This window comes from Hephaestia mangrovi, from assembly GCF_019880555.1.
GTDB classification, from domain to species: domain Bacteria; phylum Pseudomonadota; class Alphaproteobacteria; order Sphingomonadales; family Sphingomonadaceae; genus Sphingomonas; species Sphingomonas mangrovi.
In genome coordinates, this window is record NZ_JAINVU010000004.1 from 35,155 (window position 1) to 56,219 (window position 21,065).

Below are 21,065 nucleotides of genomic sequence, written 5' to 3' on the forward strand. Positions count from 1 at the left end.
GTAGCCATGTCCGCCCGATAGAGGGTGGGCAAGGGAGCCATTTGCCGATGACCAAGACCGTTCGCCCGTGCCAGATCGCGACGCTGCTCGATGATGCGCCCGACGGCATTCGCACGCTGTCGCTCGATTGCTTCGATACGCTGATCTGGCGTGCGACGCACCTGCCGCAGGACGTGTTCGCCGAATTCGGCTATCCCGGTGGCGGGATCGAGCCGCGCGTGCAGGCGGAGAAGAAGGCGCGGCGCCACAATCTGCGGGCCGGGGGAGCGGGCGAGGCCTCGATCGAGGACATTCACGGTCTGCTTCCGGCAGGCGATGCAGGCGTCGCTGCCGAACTCGCGCTCGAGGCACGTCATTGCTATGCATTCGCGCCGACCGTCGAACTGATCCGCCGCGCGAAGGCGCGCGGGCTGCAGGTCATCATCGTCAGCGACACCTATCTGTCCGAACCGCAGCTTCGCGCGCTGATCGCCGAAGTTGGCGGCGACAAACTCGCCGACATGATCGATCGCGTCTTCTGCTCGTCCGAGCTTGGCCGGGCGAAAGCCGGCGGGATGTTCGTGCCCGTGCTCCATGCCTTGCAGGCCTCGCCGCAGACCATCATGCACGTCGGCGACAATCCGATCGCGGACGGCATCGCCGCGACCGCCGCTGGCATTCATGCGGTGCAGATCGAGCAATTCGATGTCGCGTCGTCCAGCCGCCTGCGGCTGGAAGCCGCCGCTGCGGCGATCTTCGACCCCGCGACACGCGTGTCGCGGCCGGTCTTGCAGCCGCACCGCGCGGCGATCGCGTTGCGGCCCGGCCGCGATCCGGCTTGGGATCTGGGGCATGACGTATTCGGGCCGTTGCTCGACGCATTCTCGCGCTGGCTGAAGCAAGAGGTCGCCGCGCTGGCGGACGCGACCGGGCGGCCGGTCAAGCCGCTGTTCCTGCTGCGCGACGGATTTTTGCCCAAGGCGATGTACGAGGCGATCGGCGGCAGCGGCAGCGCGGTTTCGGTCAGCCGCTTCACCGCGCGGCGCGCCTCCTTTTCCGGCGAAGCCGCGGTGCGCGACTATCTGGACGAAGAGGAGACCAATCGGGTCGAGGTACTCGCCGCGCAACTCGGGCTGACGGTGGGTGAGGCGCGGAAGATCGGGACGACCGGTGCGGCTTTCCGCAAGGCTGCCCTGGCGCCTGACGTCGTCAAGCGGATCGCCTCGCGCAGCGCCGCCTTCGCAAAGCGGTTGGCCGCGCATCTCCGCCGCGAGGGCCGGATCGAGAAGGGCGACGCGGTAATGCTGGTCGATCTCGGCTATCGCGGCACGGTGCAAGATCTGGCCGGTGCGATCATCGAGGACCAGTTGGGCGTTACCGTCACTGGCCGATATATGCTGTTGACCGACCATCATGCCGATTCCGACAAGAAGCGGGGCCTGTTCGATTCACGCCATTACGATCACCGCATGCTGACCGCGCTGAGCCGCCAGATCGCGATCGTCGAACAGGTCGCGACGTCGAATACCGGTTCCGTAATCGATTATGCCGACAACGGCCGGTCGAAGCACAAGCCGTGCCGGATCAGCGGGGCCCAGGCGGCGGCGCGGGAGGCGATCCAGGAAGGAGCGATCGCTTTTGCCCGAACCGCCGCAGACGCTTTCCATCGCGCGCCGGCGTCCGACGACGAGGACGGCCGCCGTCGCATGGCGCTCGCCATCCTCGGCCGCTTGCTGTTCCTGCCGCAGCCCGAAGAAGTCGAGGTCTTCACGCCGTTCCAGCACGACGTGAATCTCGGCACCGACGATCTCGTTGGCATCGTCGATCACGATCGTGCCAGTGTGGGCCTGCGCCGCCGCGGCCTGTCCTATCTGCGCGAAGCCGATCGCATGTTCCTGCCGGGCGAACTCCGGCCGCATGGTCTGCCGCTGACGCTGACCAACTGGCTGTCCTGCCGCTTCGAGCTCGATATCCGCAGCGGCGATTTTGCTGCAAGCAAGATCGACGTGCCGGTGTTCCTAGCGCATCGCGACCAGCAGGTGATGCGCGATTTCGATGCCGTACCCACTCATGACGGCTACCACGCCGTCACCATTCCGATCGGCGCTGCCAAGTTCGATGCTGGGGTTCAGCTAGGCGCGCTCGGCGAGATCGTCCAGCTCGAGGAAGTGGCTTTCTATCGGGTTGGCGAGCTCGGCGCGAAATCGGGCATCGTGCCGACGCCGATCGTCGCCGAGCCGGTATTCGATGAAATGGAGCAGGTTGCCGACGGCTTGTGGCGGTGCGGCGATCGCAGCTTGCTGTTCGTGCCGCCGCCGAGCGCGGCCACCGAGCCGCTGGTATTGCGGGTCGTGTTCCGGTCGATCGTGCCTGTTTCGGCGGCGCGCCAGGCGATCCCCGCCGATCACGCCGAAGCGGTCAACGCCTGATCATGCAGCGTCACGCCACGCGGGCCTGACGCTGCATGCCGGGGCTTACCAGATGCGCACGCGCTGGTCGGGCGTCAGGTAAAGTTTTTGGTTCGGCTCGACGTTATAGGCCTTGTACCAGTCATCGAGGTTGCGCACCGTGAGCGCACGATAGCTGCCCGGCGCATGGCCGTCGGTGGCGATCTGCTGCTTCAACGCCTTGTCGCGGGTCTTCGTTCGCCAGCTCTGGGCGAAGGCGAGGAAGAATCGTTGGTCGCCGGTCAGCCCGTCGATCACCGGTGCGGGCTTGCCGCCCAGCGAGGCGTGATAGGCATCGAGCGCGGCATTGAGGCCAGCGAGATCGGCGATATTCTCGCCCAGCGTCTGCTCGCCGTTGATATGGATGCCCGGTAGCGGCTCGTAAGCATCGAACTGCTTGGCCAGCGCCGCACCCGCTGCTTCGAAATGCTTGAGATCGGCCGGCGTCCACCAGTTGCGCAGGCGGCCCTCGGCATCGAACATCGCGCCGTTGTTATCGAAGCTGTGGCTGATCTCGTGGCCGATCACCGCGCCGATCGAGCCGTAATTGGCGGCCGGATCTGCGTGCGGATCATAGAACGGCGCTTGCAGGATCGCGGCCGGGAAGTTGAGCGCGTTCTGCAACGGCAGGTTGACGGCATTGACAGTCTGCGGTGTCATCCACCATTCGCCGCGGTTCACCGGCTTGCCGATCTTGGCGACCTGATGATGATATTCGGCGAGCTGAGCATTGCGGAAATTGGCGACCGGATCATCGGCGCTCACCTGCATGCCCGAATAGTCGCGCCAGGTTTCAGGATAGCCGATGCCGACTTTCAGCGTCTCAATCTTCTTGCGCGCTTCCGCCTTGGTCGCGGGCGCCATCCAGTCGATTGCCGCGACGCGTTTGTCGAACGCCGCCAGAATACCCTTCACCATATTCTGGATGTCGGCCTTCGATGAGGCCGGGAAATATTGCTTCACGTAAAGCTGGCCGACCGCGTCGCCCAGCGCCGACTGCACCGCGGCGATCGCGCGCTTGTCACGCGTGCGCTGCTCGGGCGTGCCCGACAGCGTCGTGCCGTAAAAGGCGAAATGCGCGTCGTCGAACGTCTTGGGCAGCACCGAGGCGACCTGGTTGATGCGATGGAAGGTCAGCCAGTCCTGCCACGTCTGCAGCGGTTCGGAAGCGACCAGAGCAGCCTCGCCGGTGATCGCCTGCGGTTGCCAGGCGATGAAATCCTGCTGGTCGGGAAGGCCGGCGGCCTGCCAATAAGCGTTCCAGTCGATGCCCGGAGCCTTCTTCGCGAAATCGGCCTTGGTCCAGGGATCGTGACCCTTTGACATCTGTTCGGTATCGGTCAGCGTCGCATGCGCCTTCGCGAGCTTGGTTTCGAGATCGAAGATGCGCTGGGCGCGGGCCTGCGCATCGCTGATCCCGGCGAGCGTCAGGATCTGCGCGATATATTTCTTATAGGCATCGCGGATCGACGCCATGTCGGCCGAGGACGAGAGGTAATAATCGCGATCGGGCAGGCCGAGGCCGCCTTGCAGGACGTACGGCACGGTCTTCGATGGGTCGGTCAGCGCCTGCGTCACGAACAGGCCGAACAGATTCTCGGTGCCGAGGTTGGTGGCGTTGATCGGGTCTTCATCGGCGCGCATGTTGGCGCCGAGCATCGATGCGAGCTGCGTCTTGTCCTTCAACGCGGCGATCGCATCGAGATCGGGCTGGATCGGAGCGAGCCCGCGCCGCTCGATGCCCTGCGTGTCCATATAAGCGGTGTAGTAATCGGCGATTTTGCGTTGGTCGCTGCCCGGCGCGGCATTGGCCTTGAGCGCGGCGTCGATGATCGCCTTGTTGTTCGCTTCGGCCTTGTTGAACACTTCGAGGAAGACGCCGGTCGAGGAGCGGTCGGCGGGGATTTCGGTCTTGGCGCGCCAGCCGCCATTGGCATATTCGTCGAAATTGTCGCCCGGCTTCACTGACTTGTCGAGACCGGTGAGATCGACGCCGACCTCGGTTCCGGTGGCCGCCGACTGCTCGGCGGCGGTGCTGTTGCTGCCGCCGCTATGGCCGGTGCAGGCAGTGGTGGCGAGCAGGGTCGCCGTCAGGATCGCGATACGCTTCATTGCCAGGGTCTCTCCGAAATCCGGTGTATGAGCGCGGAGCTACACCTGCGGCGCGGCGATTGCCAGTGGCTCCGCGAAACCCTAGTCACACATGCAACCAAGAGAGGAGTCCTGAATGAGCGCGCCCGTGCTCGACACCAAATTGTCGGTTGATAGCGAGACGTTTCGGACCAGTGTGGCGCACAATCGCGCCCTGGTCGAGCGCCTGCGCAATGATGTCGCCAAGGCAGCGCTCGGCGGCTCCGAGCGCTCGCGCGAACGCCATACCAGTCGCGGCAAGCTGCTGCCGCGCGAGCGCGTCGAACGGCTGCTCGATCCGGGCTCGCCGTTCCTCGAGATCGGCCAGCTCGCCGCCTGCGACATGTACGAGGGCGACGTGCCCGGCGCCGGGCTGATCTGCGGGATCGGGCGCGTATCGGGGCGCCAGGTGATGATCGTCTGCAACGACGCCACGGTGAAGGGCGGCACTTATTATCCGATGACGGTGAAGAAGCACCTCCGCGCGCAGGAGATCGCCGAGGCCAACCTTTTGCCGTGCATCTATCTGGTCGATTCGGGCGGCGCGAACCTGCCGCATCAGGCCGAGGTCTTTCCCGATCGCGATCATTTCGGCCGCATCTTCTTCAACCAGGCCAACATGTCGGCGCTGGGCATCCCGCAGATCGCCTGTGTGATGGGCAGTTGCACCGCCGGCGGCGCCTATGTGCCGGCGATGAGCGACGAGAGCGTGATCGTGCGCAACCAGGGCACGATCTTTCTCGCCGGCCCGCCGCTGGTGAAGGCGGCGACGGGCGAAGTGATCTCGGCCGAGGAACTGGGCGGGGCGGAGACCCACGGGCGCAAGTCCGGGGTGGTCGATCACGTCGCCGAGAATGACGAGCACGCGCTGACGATCGTGCGCGACATCGTCTCGACACTGCCCACCAACCGCACGCCGGATATCGCGCTCAAGGAGCCGCGCCCGCCGAAGTTCGACGCCGAGGAGCTTTACGGCATCATCCCCGACGACGTCCGCGCGCCCTATGATGTCCATGAAGTGATCGCGCGGCTGGTCGACGGCAGCGAATTCGCCGAGTTCAAGGCGCTCTACGGCACCTCGCTGGTGTGCGGCTTCGCGCATATATGGGGCATGCCGGTGGCGATCCTCGCCAACAATGGCGTGCTGTTCAGCGAAAGTGCCGTGAAGGGCGCGCATTTCATCGAGCTCGCTTGCCAGCGGCGCATCCCGCTGCTGTTCCTGCAGAACATCTCGGGCTTCATGGTCGGCGGCAAATATGAGGCGGAAGGCATCGCCAAGCACGGCGCCAAGCTGGTGACGGCGGTGGCGACCGCCAGCGTGCCCAAGATCACATTGCTGATCGGCGGCAGCTTCGGCGCCGGCAATTACGGCATGTGCGGCCGGGCCTATAGCCCGCGCTTCCTGTTCACCTGGCCCAACAGCCGCATTTCGGTGATGGGTGGCGAGCAGGCGGCGAGCGTGCTGGCGACGGTGCATCGCGACGCCGATGGCTGGAGCGACGAACAGGCCGAGGCATTCAAGGCGCCGATCCGCCAGAAATATGAGGACGAGGGCAATCCCTGGCACGCCACCGCGCGGTTGTGGGATGACGGGATCATCGATCCGGCGCAGACCCGCGACGTGCTCGGCCTTGCTTTCGCGGCGACGCTCAACGCGCCGATTCCCGAAAATCCGCGGTTCGGCGTGTTCCGGATGTGAGCCCATACGTATTCATCGTGACGGCGCGGGCTCGCTGGGCATGATGGCGGCCATGAGAGGATATCTGAAACGTGCGATCGCGGCCGCGGCAGTGGCTGCGACTGTTGCTGGTTCGGCCCCGGCGAGCGCGGCGATCGCAGATCGCTACACGCCCAGGCCCTATGTCGAGATCAAGCATCCCGACTGGTCGAAAACCGCCGTGCTCTACGAGCTCAATACGCGGCAGTTCACGCACGAGGGCACGTTCAACGCCGCCGCCAGGCAATTGCCGCGGCTGAAGACGCTCGGTGTCGGCATCATCTGGCTGATGCCGGTGCAGCCGATCGGCGAGGTCCATCGCAAGGGTACGCTCGGCAGCCCCTATTCGGTGCGCGATTATGAGGCGGTCAATCCCGAGTTCGGGACGATGGCCGATCTCAAGGCGTTCGTCGCCGCTGCCCATAAGCTGGGAATGCACGTCATCCTCGATTGGGTCGGCAATCACACAGCGTGGGACAATCCGCTGCACAGCCAGCATCCCGACTGGTACGAGCATGATTGGAAGGGCGCCAACCGGCCGACGCCGTGGTGGGACTGGTCCGACATCATCGACCTCGATTATTCGAAGCCGGGCCTGCGCCGATATATGACGGAGGCGATGAAATTCTGGGTGCGGGAGGCTGATGTCGACGGCTTCCGCTGCGACGTGGCGGGTTATGTGCCGCTCGATTTCTGGGAAAATGCGCGCGCCGAGCTCGACGCGATCAAGCCGGTCTTCATGCTCGCCGAATGGGACCAGCGCGATGTCCACAAGGCCGCGTTCGACGCCAGCTATGCGTGGAAATGGAACAACGCGATGGCCGATATCGCCGCGGGCAAGGCCGACGTCAGTGCACTGTTCGGCTATTATTCGGAAAACCAGAGCGCCTGGCCCGACGCGGCGATGCGCATGGTCTATACCGAAAACCACGATCAGAATGCCTGGGAAGGAACCGAATACGAGCGTTTCGGCAAGGCGCGGATCGATGCGATCGTGCTGTCGTTCGTGGGCGAGGGCATCCCGCTGATCTACAACGGCGAGGAAGCGGGCAACCGCAAGCGGCTCGCTTTCTTCGAGCGTGATCCGATTGCGTGGCGCGACGATCCCAACAACGCGCTGTTCACCAGGCTGATCGCGTTCCGCACCGCGCATCGCGCGCTGTGGAATGCGCCATGGGGCGCGCGGATGATTCCAGTCGTGAACAGCGCACCGGCCAAGGTGCTGTCGTTCGTGCGCGAGAAGGGCGGCGACAAGGTGTTCGCGCTGTTCAATCTGTCGGATGCCCCGCAGACGATCACCTTCAGCGATGGCCCGGTGGCCGGACGTTATACCGATTTCGACGATGGCAATGCGATGACGATCGACGCCGCGACGCAGATGACGTTGGCGCCGTGGAGCTATCGCGTGCTGGCAGGACGTGGGCCCTGAGCGCGGCGAGCGCCTCTGCAGGCTGGTCGCTTTCGCTCGTCGAACATGGCGCCGAGCGCGAGCCGGTCGTCGTCATCGACAATTTCGCCCCCGCGCCCGATCGCTTGATCGACGATGCCGGCTTCCTGTCGTTTCAACCGATCGGCCCGCATTATCCCGGCATTCGCGCGGTGGTCGCCCCGGCGATGCTGCACGACCTGATGGTGGCGCTCGAACCGGTCGTTGCCGAGGCGTTCGGCTGCCCGGCGTTCGAGGTGATCGATGCCTTCTATTCGCTGGTGACCACGCGCCCGTCCGCGCTGGCGCCGATCCAGCGGTTGCCGCATTTCGATGGCGTCGAGCGCGAGCGGCTGGCCTTGCTCCATTTCCTTGCTCGCGACGAACGCAGTGGCACAGCCTTCTACCGCCACCGATCGACCGGATTTGAAACCGTGACGGCCGAGCGGCTGCCCGCTTACCGCCGGTCGCTCGATGCCGATATCGGCACGCACGGCTTGCCGCCGCCCGGCTATATCGACGGCAATACCCCGATCTTCGACCGGATCGCGCGATACGAGGGGCGGTTCAATCGCGCGATCCTCTATCGCAGCAACACGCTGCATTGCGCCGCGATTCCCGAGGACATGGCGTTCGTTGCCGATCCCCGAGCCGGGCGGTTGACCGTCAACACCTTCCTGATGGCGGAAACGCGAGGCCGCTGAGCGCTGTTGCAATTCGGCAACGGCGGGGTCACGCCGCAGCGTGACAGTCATGTGAATACGTATGTCGCTTTCTTCACACTAGGCCCGCCGCGGGAATAATCGAGCCTGCAATCGATCGCGCCGTTCAGCGCGACGACCGGCGCATGTCGCGCAAAGGGGAGGCTATTGATGATTTCTCGCAACCACACCTATTCCGTGCGCACGCGGCTCGCGTTGCGCGCCAGCATGATTGCATTGGGTGGCGCGGCGCTGATCGCCGGCGCGCCTGCCTTCGCGCAGGACCAGTCGACGCTGCCGACCAACGATACCGCGCAGCCGGCCGCCGAGGCCGCGACCGCCGTTTCCACGCAACCGACGCCGGCGCCTGACAACACGACCGCGCAGACGGCTGATGCGGCCCAGGCGGCCGGCAGCGATATCGTCGTCACCGGCATCCGCGCGGCGCTCGATTCGTCGGCCCGCATCAAACGCAATTCGACGCTGATCGTTGATTCGGTCTCGGCGGAAGACATCGGTAAGCTGCCCGATGTCTCGATCGCCGACTCGCTCGCGCGTCTCCCCGGCGTCACCGCGCAGCGCCTCGAGGGGCGTGACCAGCGCCTGTCGATCCGCGGCCTCGGCCCCGATTTCTCGACCACGCTGCTGAACGGCCGCGAGCAAGTCACTGTCGGGGACAATCGCGGTGTCGAATACGACCAGTATCCGGCCGAATTCTTCAAGAACGTCAATGTGTACAAATCGGCGGACGCGTCGCTGATCGCGGCCGGCATCGCCGGCACCGTCGATCTGCGCATGCTGCGTCCGCTCGATACCGGCAAGCGCGTCCTTTCGGTCGCGGCGCGCGGCGAGATGAACAGCATCGACAAGCTGACGCCAGAGGGCAGCCGCTACGGCTATCGCGCGTCGGCGACCTATGTCGATCAGTTCGCCGACGATACGTTCGGCGTCGCGCTGGGCTTCTCGGCGTCGCGCATCCCGTCGCAGGATCAGCGCTACAATGCGTGGGGCTATTCGACCGACGCCAACGGCAATCTCGAGCTCGGCGGCGCCAAGCCTTATGTCCAGTCGAACCTGCTCGATCGCTATGGCGCGGTCGGCACCTTCGAATGGCAGCCGAGCGACAGGTTCCACTCGACTCTCGACGTGCTCTATTCGCATTTCGAGGAGACCCAGCACCTCAAGGGCATTGAGTTCCCGCTCGGCTATGGCGGCGTCAACAACGATCCGGCCAGCGACGGCTACGACACGGCGGTTCACACCAGCAATTTCACCACCGTCGACGGCTTTGACACCCAGGAGACGTTCAGCAACGTCCATGCCGTGCAGCGCAACGACATGAACCGCCGCCGGGCGCAGAATCTCTCGATCGGGTGGAACAACGTCGTCAGCCTGAACGACAAGCTGCGTTTCATCGTCGATGCCAGCTGGTCGCACGCCAAGCGCACCGATTTCCTGCTCGAGACCTATACCGGCACGGGCTATAACAAGAGCGGCCCGGGCGACACGATCAATGTCAGCCAGAACAAGAACGGCACTTACACGATCGTGCCGACGCTCGATTACACCGATACCGGCATCTTCTCGATCACCGATCCGCAGGGCTGGGGTTATAACGGCACCCAGGCGGTCATCCAGTCGGGCTTCCTCAACAAGCCGCGCTTCAAGGACGATCTCAAGGCGCTGCGCGCCGATCTCGAAGGCGATATCGACAACAGCGTGCTGAAGAGCTGGGCGATCGGTGCCAATTACAGCCGCCGCGAAAAGACCAGCGCCTATACCTCATACTTCCTGTGCCCGCCGGGCGGCGCCGGCGATTGCACCGTCAGCGGCGGCACGCCTACCTCTATGCCGGTGCCGGACGATGCGTTGCTCGGCCAGAATGTTCCGCTCGATTATCTCGGCGTGCCGGGCGTGCTCGGGCTCAATCCGATGTATCTCTACAAGAACGTGTTCCACGCCGCTTATGACAACCGGCCGGACTCGCTGGCGCGCGACAACACCGTCACCGAAGACGTGATCACCGGCTATGCCAAGCTCAATGTCGACGGCGTGGTCGGCGGCAAGGCGCTCAAGGGATCGATCGGTGTCCAGGTCGTCCACACCAAGCAGCAATCGTCGGGTGAGATCGCCAGCCTGCTCGACGGCGTGGTCACGGTCGCGCCAGCCCATGACGAGACGACCTATACCAACTTCCTGCCCAGCGCGACGATGTCGCTCGAGCTGATCCCGGCGGGCTATATCAAGCTGGGTGCATCGCAGACGATGGTGCGCCCGCGCCTCGATCAGGAGCGCGTCACCCAGGCGGTGAGCGTGACGCCGGGCAACATCGGCAAGGATCCGATCCTCAACCCGGTGTTCAGCTCGACTGGCGGCAACGTCCAGCTACGGCCGTATCAATCGACCAATGTCGACGTGTCGTTCGAGAAATATTTCGCCGGCGGCGGCTATGTCGCGCTGACGGGCTATTTCAAGCACCTCACCGATTTCGTCGATCCGAACAACAGCTACGCTTATGATTTCTCCGCCCTGCTCGGCGCACTGACGCCCGCCCAGCAGCAGGAAGTCATCAAGGACGGCGCGACGATCGGGCCGGTTTCGGCGCCCGCCAACACCGGCCGCGGCGAGCTCATGGGCGTCGAGGCGACGCTGTCGCTGCCCTTCTCGGACATCAGCCACGCGCTTGACGGCTTCGGCATCTTCGCCAGCGGCACCTATAGCGACAGCTCTATCAAATATGGCAACAACCAGACGCCCATCACGTTGCCCGGCCTGTCGAAATGGGTTGGTTCGGCCGAGGTCTATTACGAAAAGCACGGCTTCCAGTTGCGTGCCTCGTATCGTTATCGCTCGACCTTCCTTGGCGAGGTTGCCGGCCTGTCGGCGGCGCCGACCTATCGCCAGGTCAGGCCGGAAGGCATTCTCGACGCGCAGATCGGCTACGAATTCCAGTCCGGTCCGCTTCAGGGTCTTTCGATCCTCGTCGAGGGCAAGAACCTGACCGATCGTCCGTTCATCACCTATCAGAACGATGATCCGCGCCAGGTGATCGATTACCAGCGTTATGGCCGCGACTATTATGTCGGGCTGACCTACAAGTTCTGATCTCCTTCCCGATCAGATCCTCGCTGGCCGTCGTCGCACGCGCGACGGCGGCCATTTTGTTTCCCGAACATCCGTTCACCCCGAGCTTGTCGAAGGGCGACCGAGCGCCATACCCTGATCTGCCCGGCGCCGCGTGATCGTGCTTCGACACGCTCAGCACGAACGGAGGAATAGGCAGGAGGAGTCGAAGCGATGACCGATCAGCCGCCGACCACGATCGTCATTGCCGGCGGCGGTACCGCCGGCTGGATGACGGCGGCGGCGCTCGCGCGTTTTCTGGAGAATGGCTTCCGGATCCGGCTGATCGAATCCGAAGAGATCGGCACGGTCGGCGTCGGCGAGGCGACGATTCCGCAACTCCGGCTCTATCTCGAAGCGCTTGGGCTCGACGAGGATGCCTTCATCCGCGCTACGCAGGCGACCTTCAAGCTCGGCATCGAATTTACCGGCTGGCGCGAGCCGGAGCACAGCTACATGCACGCGTTCGGCGGCGTGGGCCGCGATGTCGGGCTGATCCCGTTCCAGCATTATTGGGCGCGAGCCCGCGCGCTCGGCGTCGCCAGGCCGCTCGACGCCTATTCGCTCAACGAGATCGCCGCGCGCGCCGGCAAGATGCACCGCGGCGGGCCGATCACCGCCAAGTCGATCCCGCCGATGCCTTATGCCTTCCACTTCGATGCGTCGTTGTTCGCGGCCTATCTGCGCAAGTTCGCGGAATTGCGCGGCGTCGAGCGGATCGAGGGACGCATCGCCGATGTCGTACGCGACGGCGAGAATGGAGACGTCACGGCGCTGACGCTTGTGTCTGGCGAGACGGTTGCGGGCGACCTGTTCATCGATTGCTCTGGGTTTCGGGGTGTGCTGATCGAGCAGGCACTGGAAACCGGCTACGAGAGCTGGACGCACTGGCTGCCGTGCGATCGCGCGCTCGCGGTGCCCAGCGCGCGTCAGGCCGATCCATTGCCCTACACCCGCGCGATCGCCCACGGTGCCGGCTGGCAATGGCGCATCCCGCTGCAGCATCGCACCGGCAACGGCATCGTCTATTGCAGCAGCATGTGGAGCGACGATGAAGCCGCCGCGGCCTTGCTGGCCAATCTCGACGGCGAGCCCCAAGCCGATCCGCGCCCGCTGCGCTTTACCACGGGGCGACGACGCAAGGCGTGGAATCGCAACGTCGTCGCGATCGGACTATCGTCAGGGTTTCTGGAACCGCTCGAATCGACCAGCATCCATCTGGTCCAGTCGGCGATCTCGCGGCTCCTCAAGCTCTTTCCCGCTCGCATCATCCACAATGCCGAGCGCGACGAATATAACCGCCAGACCGATTTCGAGATCGAGCGAATTCGCGATTTCCTTATCCTGCATTATTGGGCAAATCGCCGATCCGAGCCATTCTGGCAGGCATGCCAGTCGATGACATTGCCCGAGACGCTCGCCCACAAGATCGATCTGTTCCGCACGGTGGGCGCGATTACCCGCGAGCACGAGGAATTGTTTACCGAGGTCGGCTGGCTGCAGGTGCTGGCGGGGCAGGGGATCTTGCCGGAGAGCCATCATCCGCTCGCCGACCAGATCGCCGAACGCGACCTCGCCGAATATATGGAGACGCTCGAACTCCTCTACCGCCGCGAGGCCGGCCGGATGCAGGGCCATGCGGCGTTCATCGCCGCTCATTGCGCAGCGCCGCCAGCCAATTAGCGGGATTGCCGTCGCTTGACATTCGATCGGGCGGGCGCCAGCCCTCGACGTCCCCCGCGAGATGAGTTCGATGGACGTTCACGCCGGCCGGCCGTTTCCTGCATTCCTCGCTTCGGGCAGCACGGTTGCCCGGATGATCGCCGATCGTGACTGGTCGGCGACGCCGCTGGGCCCGATCGAGCAATGGCCGCCGGCGCTGACTCATGCGCTGGCGCTCGCCCTGCGGTCGGTTGTGCCGATGGCGCTGCTATGGGGCCGGGAGGGCATCCTGCTGTATAACGATGGTTACGCCGCGTTTGCGGGGCGTCGGCACCCGGACGTGCTCGGCATGCCGATCCGCGAGGCGTGGCCTGAGGCCGCCGATTTCAACGACCGGGTCGTCAAGCGCACCCTGGCTGGCGAGCAACTCACCTTCACCGACCAACCGTTCGAACTCGATCGCGACGGCGAACCGGCGCGCACCTGGATCGATCTCGATTATTCGCCGCTCGTCGACGAGAATGGCGTGCCGACGGGGGTTTTCGCGATTGTCGTCGAAACCACGGCCGGGGTCGAGGAACGGCGCCGTATCGTGGCGCTGCAGCAGCTTTCCGACGCAATCCGCCCGCTTGCCGAGCCGCGCAGCATCGTCATGGCTGCTGCTCGCGTGCTGGGCGAGCATCTCGGCCTGTCGCGGGTCGGCTATGCCGAAGCGCATGATGGCGCATTGTCGGTCGAGACCGACTGGTTGGCCGATGGCATGGCGCCGATCGCCGGCCGGCATCGCATCGCCGAATATGCCGAGCCGCTGATGGCGGCGCTCGCCGCCGGCCAAGACGTCGTGATCGACGATGCCGACAGCGACCCGCGAACGCACGACAATATCGAAACCTATCGAACGATGCAGATCGGCGCGCAGGTGGTGCTGCCGCTGGTCAAGGACGGCGAACTGGTGGCGACGCTGTTCGCCCATGATCGCCAGCCGAGGCGCTGGAGCGATGCCGAACTGAGCTTCCTGCGCGATGTCGCCGAGCGCGTATGGGCCTCGGTCGAGAGCGCACGGGCGCAGCAGGCGCGTCTTCAAAGCGAGGAGCGGCTGCGCCTCGCGCTGGTCGCGGGCGGCTTCACCGACTGGTATTGGGATGCCAGGACCGACCGCATCCGCTTTTCGCCGCTCGCCGCGGAAAAGCTCGGCATTCCGCCTGACTACCAGCCGAGCAGCGGCGATATCGCGGCGCTCGTGCTCGAAGAGGCGCGCGATGCGGTGGTTGCCGCCGGCGAGCGCGCGTTGGAAACCGGTGAATCGTATCGCATCGAATATCCGATGCGCCAGCGCGACGGCAGCATAGGCTGGATCGTCACTTTCGGCCAGCCGGTCATCGATAGTCGGGGCCAGGTGACCGGCGTGATCGGCATCAGCCAGGAGATCACCGAGCGCAAGGCCGCCGAGGACGTGCTGCGCAACAACGAGGAAAGCCTGCGGCTCGCCACGGAGGGCGCGGGCATGGCGACCTGGGATCTTGATCTCGAGACCATGACCGGGCGCTGGTCGGGAACGCGCTTCGCGTTGCTGGGCTTGCCGCGCCCGCCCGGCGACGCGGCGGGCGTCGACGAGTGGCTGGCCCGAATTCATCCCGAGGACGTCGAGGCCGTCAATGCGGCGCTTCAGCGCTGTTTTGCCGAGGGAGAGCCGTTCCACGCCGAATATCGCATCCGCCGCGCCGATAACGGCGAAGAGCATTGGCTGCAGAGCCACGGCAATCGCATCGAGCCCGCGGGGCCGGGCAAGGGCCGTCGTTTCGTCGGCGTGTCGTTCGACATCACCCAGCGCAAGCAATGGGAACGGCGGCAGCGGCTGCTGATCAACGAGCTCAACCATCGCGTCAAGAACACGCTGGCGATCATCCAGTCGATCGCGCACCAATCGTTCCGCGCCGGCGTCGATCCCTTGGTTGCGCGCGCCGGGTTCGAAAGCCGGCTGGCCGCGCTGTCGGCGGCGCACAATCTGCTTACCGAGCAGAATTGGGAAGCGGCGTCGCTGCGCCAGGTGGTCGCCGATGCGCTCGCGGCGGTGCCGCAACAGCAGCGGATCGCGATCGACGGGCCAGACCTGTCGCTGGCGCCCAAGACGGCAGTGTCGCTCGCCATGGCGCTGCACGAGCTCGGCACCAACGCGATGAAATACGGCGCCTTGTCCAACGACAGTGGCACGGTCGCCATCCGCTGGTCGACCGACGACGAGCGGCTGCGCCTCGAATGGCGCGAAACCGGCGGGCCATCGGTTTCGCCGCCATCGCGGCGCGGCTTCGGCTCGCGCATGATCGAACGCGGGCTTGCCGCCGAATTGTCGGGAACGGTGACGATCGATTTCGCGCCGGCCGGGTTGATCTGCACCGTCGATGCACCGCTGCCGGCCGGGAGTGCCTCGTGACGATACGCGTGCTGGTCGTCGAGGACGAGCCGATCGTCGCGATGCTGCTCGAGGATTATCTGATCGAGCTCGGCCATTGCGTGGTGGGACCGGTGTCGACCGTCCGCGGCGCGCTCGAACAGGTCGCCGAGGGGCAGTTCGATCTCGCCGTGCTCGACGTCAATCTTGGTGGCGAGCGTAGCGATACCGTGGCGGCGGCGCTCGATGAGATCGGGCGGCCCTATATCTTCGCCACCGGCTATGGCCGGCAGGGGCTGGGTGAGCAGGACACGCGGATCGTGCTGCAAAAGCCCTATCAGATCGGCCAGATTGCCGATGCCCTGGCCCGCGCCCTCGGCGGGGACTGAAGCGCGATCAATCGGCGCGCAGGCGCAGCATCGCCAGCGCCGCGATCGCCATCACCGCGGCAGCGATCAGCATCGTCCAGGCGGGGTCGCCGGGGAAATATTGCTTGATGATCGCCCCCATCAGCGTCGCCACGATCAACTGCGGCAGCACGATGAAGAAGTTGAATATGCCCATATAGACGCCGAGCTTGGCCTGCGGCAGCGCGTTGGCGAGCATCACATAGGGCATCGACAGGATCGACGCCCAGGCGATGCCGATCCCGATCATCGGTACGATCAGCACATTGGCGTCGCGGATGACGAACAGCCCGGCGAACGACGCCGACCCGATCGCCAGGCAGGCGAGATGAGTGCGCCCGGCGCCGATCATGCGAGCGACACGCGGCAGCGCCATTGCGGCGACGGCGGCGACGCCCGAATAGATTGCGAACAGGATGCCCACCCAATTGCCGGCATCGTTGTACGCCGCCGAAGCGGCGTCGGTGGTATGCCAGGCGCGTTCGGCGACGACCGGGGTGGTATAAACCCACATGATGATCAGCGCGCCCCAGGTGAAGAACTGGACGAGCGCGAGACGCCGCATCGTCTCCGGCATGGTGGCGAGATCGCTGACGATCTGGACCAGGGCGCCATCGCGCCGGCCCCCCGCGATCATCGTGCGCGCGGCAAGCTGGGCAATGCCGTAAGCGCATCCGCCGGCGGCGACAAAATAGGCTTCGTTGGCCGATGCCAGCCAGCCCGATTGTTCGGCGATGAAGATCAGCGCCGCCAGCGCCAGGCCGCCGGCGATCCAGCGCCAGCCGGTCGTCGGCGCGACGATCTCGTGGTCGGCGGTCTCGGTGGTTTCGCCGAACGCTGCCATCTCGGCCGGCGAGAATTCGCGCGTCGTCAGCACCGTCCACAGCACGGCCGCGAGCAGCATCGCGCCGCCGAAATAGAAGCCGTAGCGCACCGTATCCGGCGTCTCCCCCGGCGGGGCGACGTTGGCGACGCCGAACCAATGCTGCATTGCCCAGGGCGCGACGCTGGCGACGACGGCGCCGGCGCCGATGAACGCGGTCTGGAAGCCATAGCCGGCGGGGCGCTGGCGCGTATCGAGCATGTCGCCGACGAACGCGCGGAACGGCTCCATCGAGATGTTGAGCGAGGCGTCGAGCAGCCACAGTGTGATCGCCGCGACCCAGATCGCCGGCGCATTGGGCATGACGAACAAGGCGATCGTCGAGAGGATCGCGCCGGCGAGGAAATAGGGCCGGCGGCGGCCGAGCCGGCCCCACGTGCGATCGCTGTAATGGCCGACCAGCGGCTGCACGAGCAGGCCGGTGAGCGGCGCGGCGATCCACATCAGGGCGAGGTGATCGATCGGAGTGCCGAGCGACTGGAAGATGCGGCTGGCATTGGCATTCTGCAGCGCGAAGCCGATCTGAATGCCGAAGAAGCCGAACGAGATGTTCCACAACCCGGCAAAACCGCGTGTCGGTCGCCTCGCCGTCATGCCCCTCTCCCCATCAGCCGCGACGCGCGATCATGCCGGACCATGCGCCGATCGTGCCGCCGTCGATGCTGCCGGTCGAGACGATCGGCGTCCAGCCCGCCGGCGTCCACTCGATCGTGTCGCCGCCGAGGTTGAAGGCGCATAACAGCCGTTCGTCGCCTTCGACACGCTCGAAGGCAAGAAGTTCGTGCGGGGTTTCGACCGGAATCAGCGCGCCGCCGCGCAGCGCCGGATGCCGGTTGCGCAGATCGAGCATCGCCCGCGTCCAGTGGAGCAGTGAGCGGGGATCGCCCTCCTGCACGTCGATCGCGCGGCCGATATTGTCGTCACCGAACGGCAGCCAGGGCGTGCCGTTGGTAAAGCCGTGGCCGGCCTCGTCCCGCCGCCACGGCATCGGCGTCCGCGCGCCGTCGCGCGACAGGGTGAGCGGCCAGTTGGCGATCGCTTCGGGATCCTGCAGTGCCTCGAACGGGATATCGACCTGGCCGAGGCCGAGCTCCTCGCCATTGTAGAGGATGATGTTGCCGCGCAGCGTGGCGAGCAGCAGCAGCTTCATCCGCGCGAAGGCGTCGTGCGCTTCGGGCGGCGCCCAGCGCGAAACGGCGCGGGGCGCATCGTGGTTCTCGAACGCCCAGCTCGGCCAGCCGGTATCCGGCGTAGTCGGCCATTTCGCCATCGCGCTGCGCACCACATTTGCGGTCAGGCGGTCGGCATAAAGGAAATCGAAGCCATAGGCGCTGTCGAGCCGGCGGCCGGGCAGCGTGAACAATTTCATCTCGCGCTCGGCCTCGGCGCCGCCGACCTCGGCGACGGTGAAGCGCGCGCCATAGTCGTCCATCAGCGCGCGGACACGCTCCAGGAACGGCAGGATGTCGGCATGGCTCTGGTTGTAGCGGTGGAGCTGGAAATCGAACGGGCGCGTGCGCGGGCTGCCGTCGTCGGGCGCGGGCGGATTATCGGTCAGCGCGGGATCGTGCATCGCGAAGTTGATCGCGTCGAGCCGAAAGCCGTCGACGCCGCGGTCCAGCCAGAAGCGCGCGGTATCGAGCAGCTCGTCCTGCACCGCCGGATTGCGGACGTTGAGCTGCGGCTGCTGCTTCAGGAAATTGTGGAGATAATATTGGCCGCGCCGCGCGTCCCACGTCCAGGCCGGGCCGCCGAACACCGACTGCCAGTTGGACGGCGGGCTACCATCGGGCTTGGCATCGGCCCAGACGTACCAATCGGCGTGCGCGCCGTCGCGCGATGAGCGGCTGTCGGCGAACCAGGGATGCTGGTCCGAGCTGTGCGACCACACCTGATCGATGATGACCTTCAGGTCGAGGGCATGTGCGCGCTCCACCAGCGCATCGAAATCGGCGAGCGTGCCGAAGATCCGATCGACATCGCGATAGTCGGCCACGTCATAGCCGAAATCGGCCATCGGCGAGGTGAAGAAGGGCGACAGCCAGATCGCGTCGACGCTGAGGCTGGCGACATAATCGAGATGCTGGGTGATTCCGGGCAAGTCGCCGATGCCGTCGCCGTTCGAATCGGCGAAGCTGCGCGGGTAAATCTGGTAGATCGCGGCACCGCGCCACCATTCGGCGGCTCGCGTCATCGGCTGGGGGGATTGGTCGTTCACTCAATGAGCCTTTGCGGCGCACACGGCATAGCCGAACGGCGCGAGGGAGAGATGCAGGCTGCCGGGCGCGGTCGCGGTTGCCGCGCAGCCGTTGCCGGCGAGCGTGTCGAACGCGGTCGAGCCGGTCTCGATCAGCACATTAGCGTCGAGCGGTGTGGCGGCGGTGTTGAAAGCGATCAGATATTCCGCGCCGGTATCCGGATCGAAGCGCGAGACGGCAAACAGGCCGGGCGCGTCGCCGGCGTAGCGGACGATCTGGCGCCCGCGAGTCAGCGCGGGGTGCGATGTGCGCAGCTTTGCCAGCATGGCGATTTCGCGGAACAGCGGCTGGTCCTCGTCGAAATTGTCGATTGCGGTGGTGGCGTTGCTGCCGATCAGGCTGTCCGCGTTATAGCTCGCTACCTTGCTGGCGAACATATCCTGCCGCGCATCCTGATCGCCGCCCGCGCCGGCAAAGCCCTGCTCGTCACCCGAATAGATCGTCGGCACGCCGCGCAGCGTGAGCAGCATGGCGTGGGCGAGCAGGTCGCGCTTGAGAATCTCGTCAGGCGAGGCCTTGGGCAGCGCGGTGCGCAGGAACATGCCGACCCGGCCGAAATCGTGGTTGCCGAGGAAGGTCGGTAGCGTCATCGCCGCGTCCGCCCCGCCCGCGTAGAGCGGATCGGCGGCGAACAGGCGGGCCAGCTCCTCGGTCCCCGCCTTGCCCTCGACGACGTCGTTCACCGCACGGGCAAAGGCGAAATCGAGCACCGCGGGAATGCCGTCGGTGCGGGTGTGCTCGGCGAGGTGCGCCGGGTCCATGTCGCCGGTCGCTACTTCGCCGAAAATGTGGAAATGCGGGATGCCGTCAGCCTTGGCGCGCGCCAGCATCGCGGGGACGAAGCGGCGCCAGAAGGCCGAATTGACGTGCTGCTCGGTATCGATGCGGAAGCCGTCGATGCGGAAATCGTCGATCCACTTGCCGAAGATGTCGATGAAGCCCTGCACGACACGCGGGTTCTCGGTCATCAGATCGTCGAGCCCGGCGAAATCGCCCATCGTCGAACTCTCGCCCTTGAAGGTCGAGTTGCCGCGATTGTGGTAATAGATCGGATCGTTGAGCCAGTCGGGCACCTTCTCATGCGCCTCGGCCTTGGGGATGACGACCTGATAGGCGTAATTCGGATCGGTGAGCTTGGCGAAATTGTCCGCGGTCATCACCTGATCGCCGGCGAAACCGGGATTGATCGGCTTGCCGTGGACGCCACCCTGGCGTTGATAAGGATAGTCAGCGATGCTGCGATAGGCGCACCCGCTCTCGGGGCAATCGCGATACTGGATCACGTCCGCGGTGTGGTTCACCACGATATCCATATAGACCTTCATGCCGCGTGCGTGCGCGGCATCGACCAGCGTCTTGAAATCGGCATTGGTGCCGAAATGCGGATCGACGCGCGTGAAATCGGTGATCCAATAGCCGTGATAGCCGGCTGATTCGTGCCCCGGCGGCCCCTGCACGGGTTTGTTCTTGAAGATCGGCCCCACCCAGATCGCGGTCGCGCCGAGCGCCTGGATGTACGGCAGCTTTTCGGTCAGCCCTTTCAGGTCGCCGCCGTGATAGAAGGCCTTATCGGCAGGATCGAAGCCGGTGACGAGGCGGCCGCCGGTCAGGCCGCCTTTGTCGTTCGACGGATCGCCGTTGGCGAAGCGATCAGGCAGCAGGAAATAGATCACCTCGTCCTGCGGCAGGCGCGCGGTGACGGTGGCTGGCGCCGCATCGGGCGCGGCGGCGGCAGGCATCGCGATCGTGGCCGCGAGCGCGGCGGCGAGCCATGTGCGCCTCATCATATCCCCTCCCTGTGCGGCCGATATGAGCCGCTCTTTCGCGCCTTGTCTGGATTTGCGCCGCCCGGAAGCCAAGCCCCCGACATACGTATTCAAGCACTTTTGCGGCCCCGCTTTCCTTCGCCGCGCGGTTGGGATTAAGACAGACGCTGAAGGAGA

At 65.4% G+C, this 21,065-nt stretch carries 12 protein-coding genes; 8 read left to right on the plus strand and 4 right to left on the minus strand.

Features of this window, described 5'->3' with window-relative positions; all coding sequences use genetic code 11:
* Positions 1 to 47: 47 nt before the first annotated feature.
* Complete coding sequence (locus K7G81_RS10555) at positions 48 to 2,408, plus strand: HAD family hydrolase (protein WP_223030763.1); 2,361 nt, start codon at positions 48 to 50, stop codon at positions 2,406 to 2,408.
* 45 nt (positions 2,409 to 2,453) lie between these two features.
* On the opposite strand, the gene K7G81_RS10560 is transcribed toward K7G81_RS10555, so the two are convergent.
* Positions 2,454 to 4,538, minus strand: a complete 2,085-nt coding sequence (locus tag K7G81_RS10560; RefSeq protein WP_223030764.1) for a M13 family metallopeptidase — start codon at positions 4,536 to 4,538, stop codon at positions 2,454 to 2,456.
* Between the two features lie 115 nt (positions 4,539 to 4,653).
* On the opposite strand from K7G81_RS10560, the gene K7G81_RS10565 reads away from it, so the two are divergent.
* From K7G81_RS10565 to K7G81_RS10595, 7 genes are all read left to right on the plus strand, one after another.
* A complete protein-coding gene (locus tag K7G81_RS10565) occupies positions 4,654 to 6,255 on the plus strand; it encodes a carboxyl transferase domain-containing protein (protein ID WP_223030765.1) in 1,602 nt (533 codons plus the stop codon).
* 91 nt (positions 6,256 to 6,346) lie between these two features.
* Positions 6,347 to 7,702 carry an alpha-amylase family glycosyl hydrolase gene (locus K7G81_RS10570; protein ID WP_369412084.1) on the plus strand — a complete coding sequence of 452 codons (1,356 nt, stop codon included), beginning with the start codon at positions 6,347 to 6,349 and terminating at the stop codon, positions 7,700 to 7,702.
* Positions 7,666 to 8,403, plus strand: a complete 738-nt coding sequence (locus K7G81_RS10575; RefSeq protein WP_369412085.1) for a DUF6445 family protein — start codon at positions 7,666 to 7,668, stop codon at positions 8,401 to 8,403. Before K7G81_RS10570 ends, K7G81_RS10575 begins: the two co-directional genes overlap by 37 nt.
* Before the next feature lie 168 nt (positions 8,404 to 8,571).
* The gene (locus K7G81_RS10580; RefSeq protein WP_223030767.1) at positions 8,572 to 11,505 is read left to right on the plus strand and encodes a TonB-dependent receptor; all 2,934 of its coding nucleotides are present in this window, start codon (positions 8,572 to 8,574) and stop codon (positions 11,503 to 11,505) included.
* Between the two features lie 192 nt (positions 11,506 to 11,697).
* Complete coding sequence (locus K7G81_RS10585; protein WP_223030768.1) at positions 11,698 to 13,206, plus strand: tryptophan halogenase family protein; 1,509 nt, start codon at positions 11,698 to 11,700, stop codon at positions 13,204 to 13,206.
* A 70-nt stretch (positions 13,207 to 13,276) separates the two neighbouring features.
* Positions 13,277 to 15,616 carry a PAS domain-containing protein gene (locus K7G81_RS10590; RefSeq protein ID WP_223030769.1) on the plus strand — a complete coding sequence of 780 codons (2,340 nt, stop codon included), beginning with the start codon at positions 13,277 to 13,279 and terminating at the stop codon, positions 15,614 to 15,616.
* Positions 15,613 to 15,963 (plus strand): response regulator, encoded by a 351-nt coding sequence (locus K7G81_RS10595; RefSeq protein WP_369412086.1) that lies wholly within the window; start codon positions 15,613 to 15,615, stop codon positions 15,961 to 15,963. The genes K7G81_RS10590 and K7G81_RS10595 overlap by 4 nt, the downstream gene beginning before the upstream one ends.
* A 7-nt stretch (positions 15,964 to 15,970) precedes the next feature.
* On the opposite strand, the gene K7G81_RS10600 is transcribed toward K7G81_RS10595, so the two are convergent.
* Genes K7G81_RS10600 through K7G81_RS10610 form a run of 3 tightly spaced genes read right to left on the minus strand, consistent with a single transcriptional unit; the run spans position 15,971 to position 20,909 of the window.
* Positions 15,971 to 17,458: an MFS transporter gene (locus tag K7G81_RS10600; protein WP_223030770.1), complete on the minus strand. Its 1,488-nt coding sequence runs from the start codon at positions 17,456 to 17,458 to the stop codon at positions 15,971 to 15,973.
* 13 nt (positions 17,459 to 17,471) lie between these two features.
* On the minus strand, positions 17,472 to 19,058 hold the full coding sequence (locus K7G81_RS10605; RefSeq protein WP_223031034.1) for an alpha-amylase family glycosyl hydrolase: 1,587 nt from the start codon (positions 19,056 to 19,058) through the stop codon (positions 17,472 to 17,474).
* Between the two features lie 24 nt (positions 19,059 to 19,082).
* Entirely contained in the window at positions 19,083 to 20,909 is a 1,827-nt protein-coding gene (locus K7G81_RS10610) for an alpha-amylase family glycosyl hydrolase (RefSeq protein WP_223030771.1), read from the minus strand.
* Positions 20,910 to 21,065 lie beyond the last annotated feature (156 nt).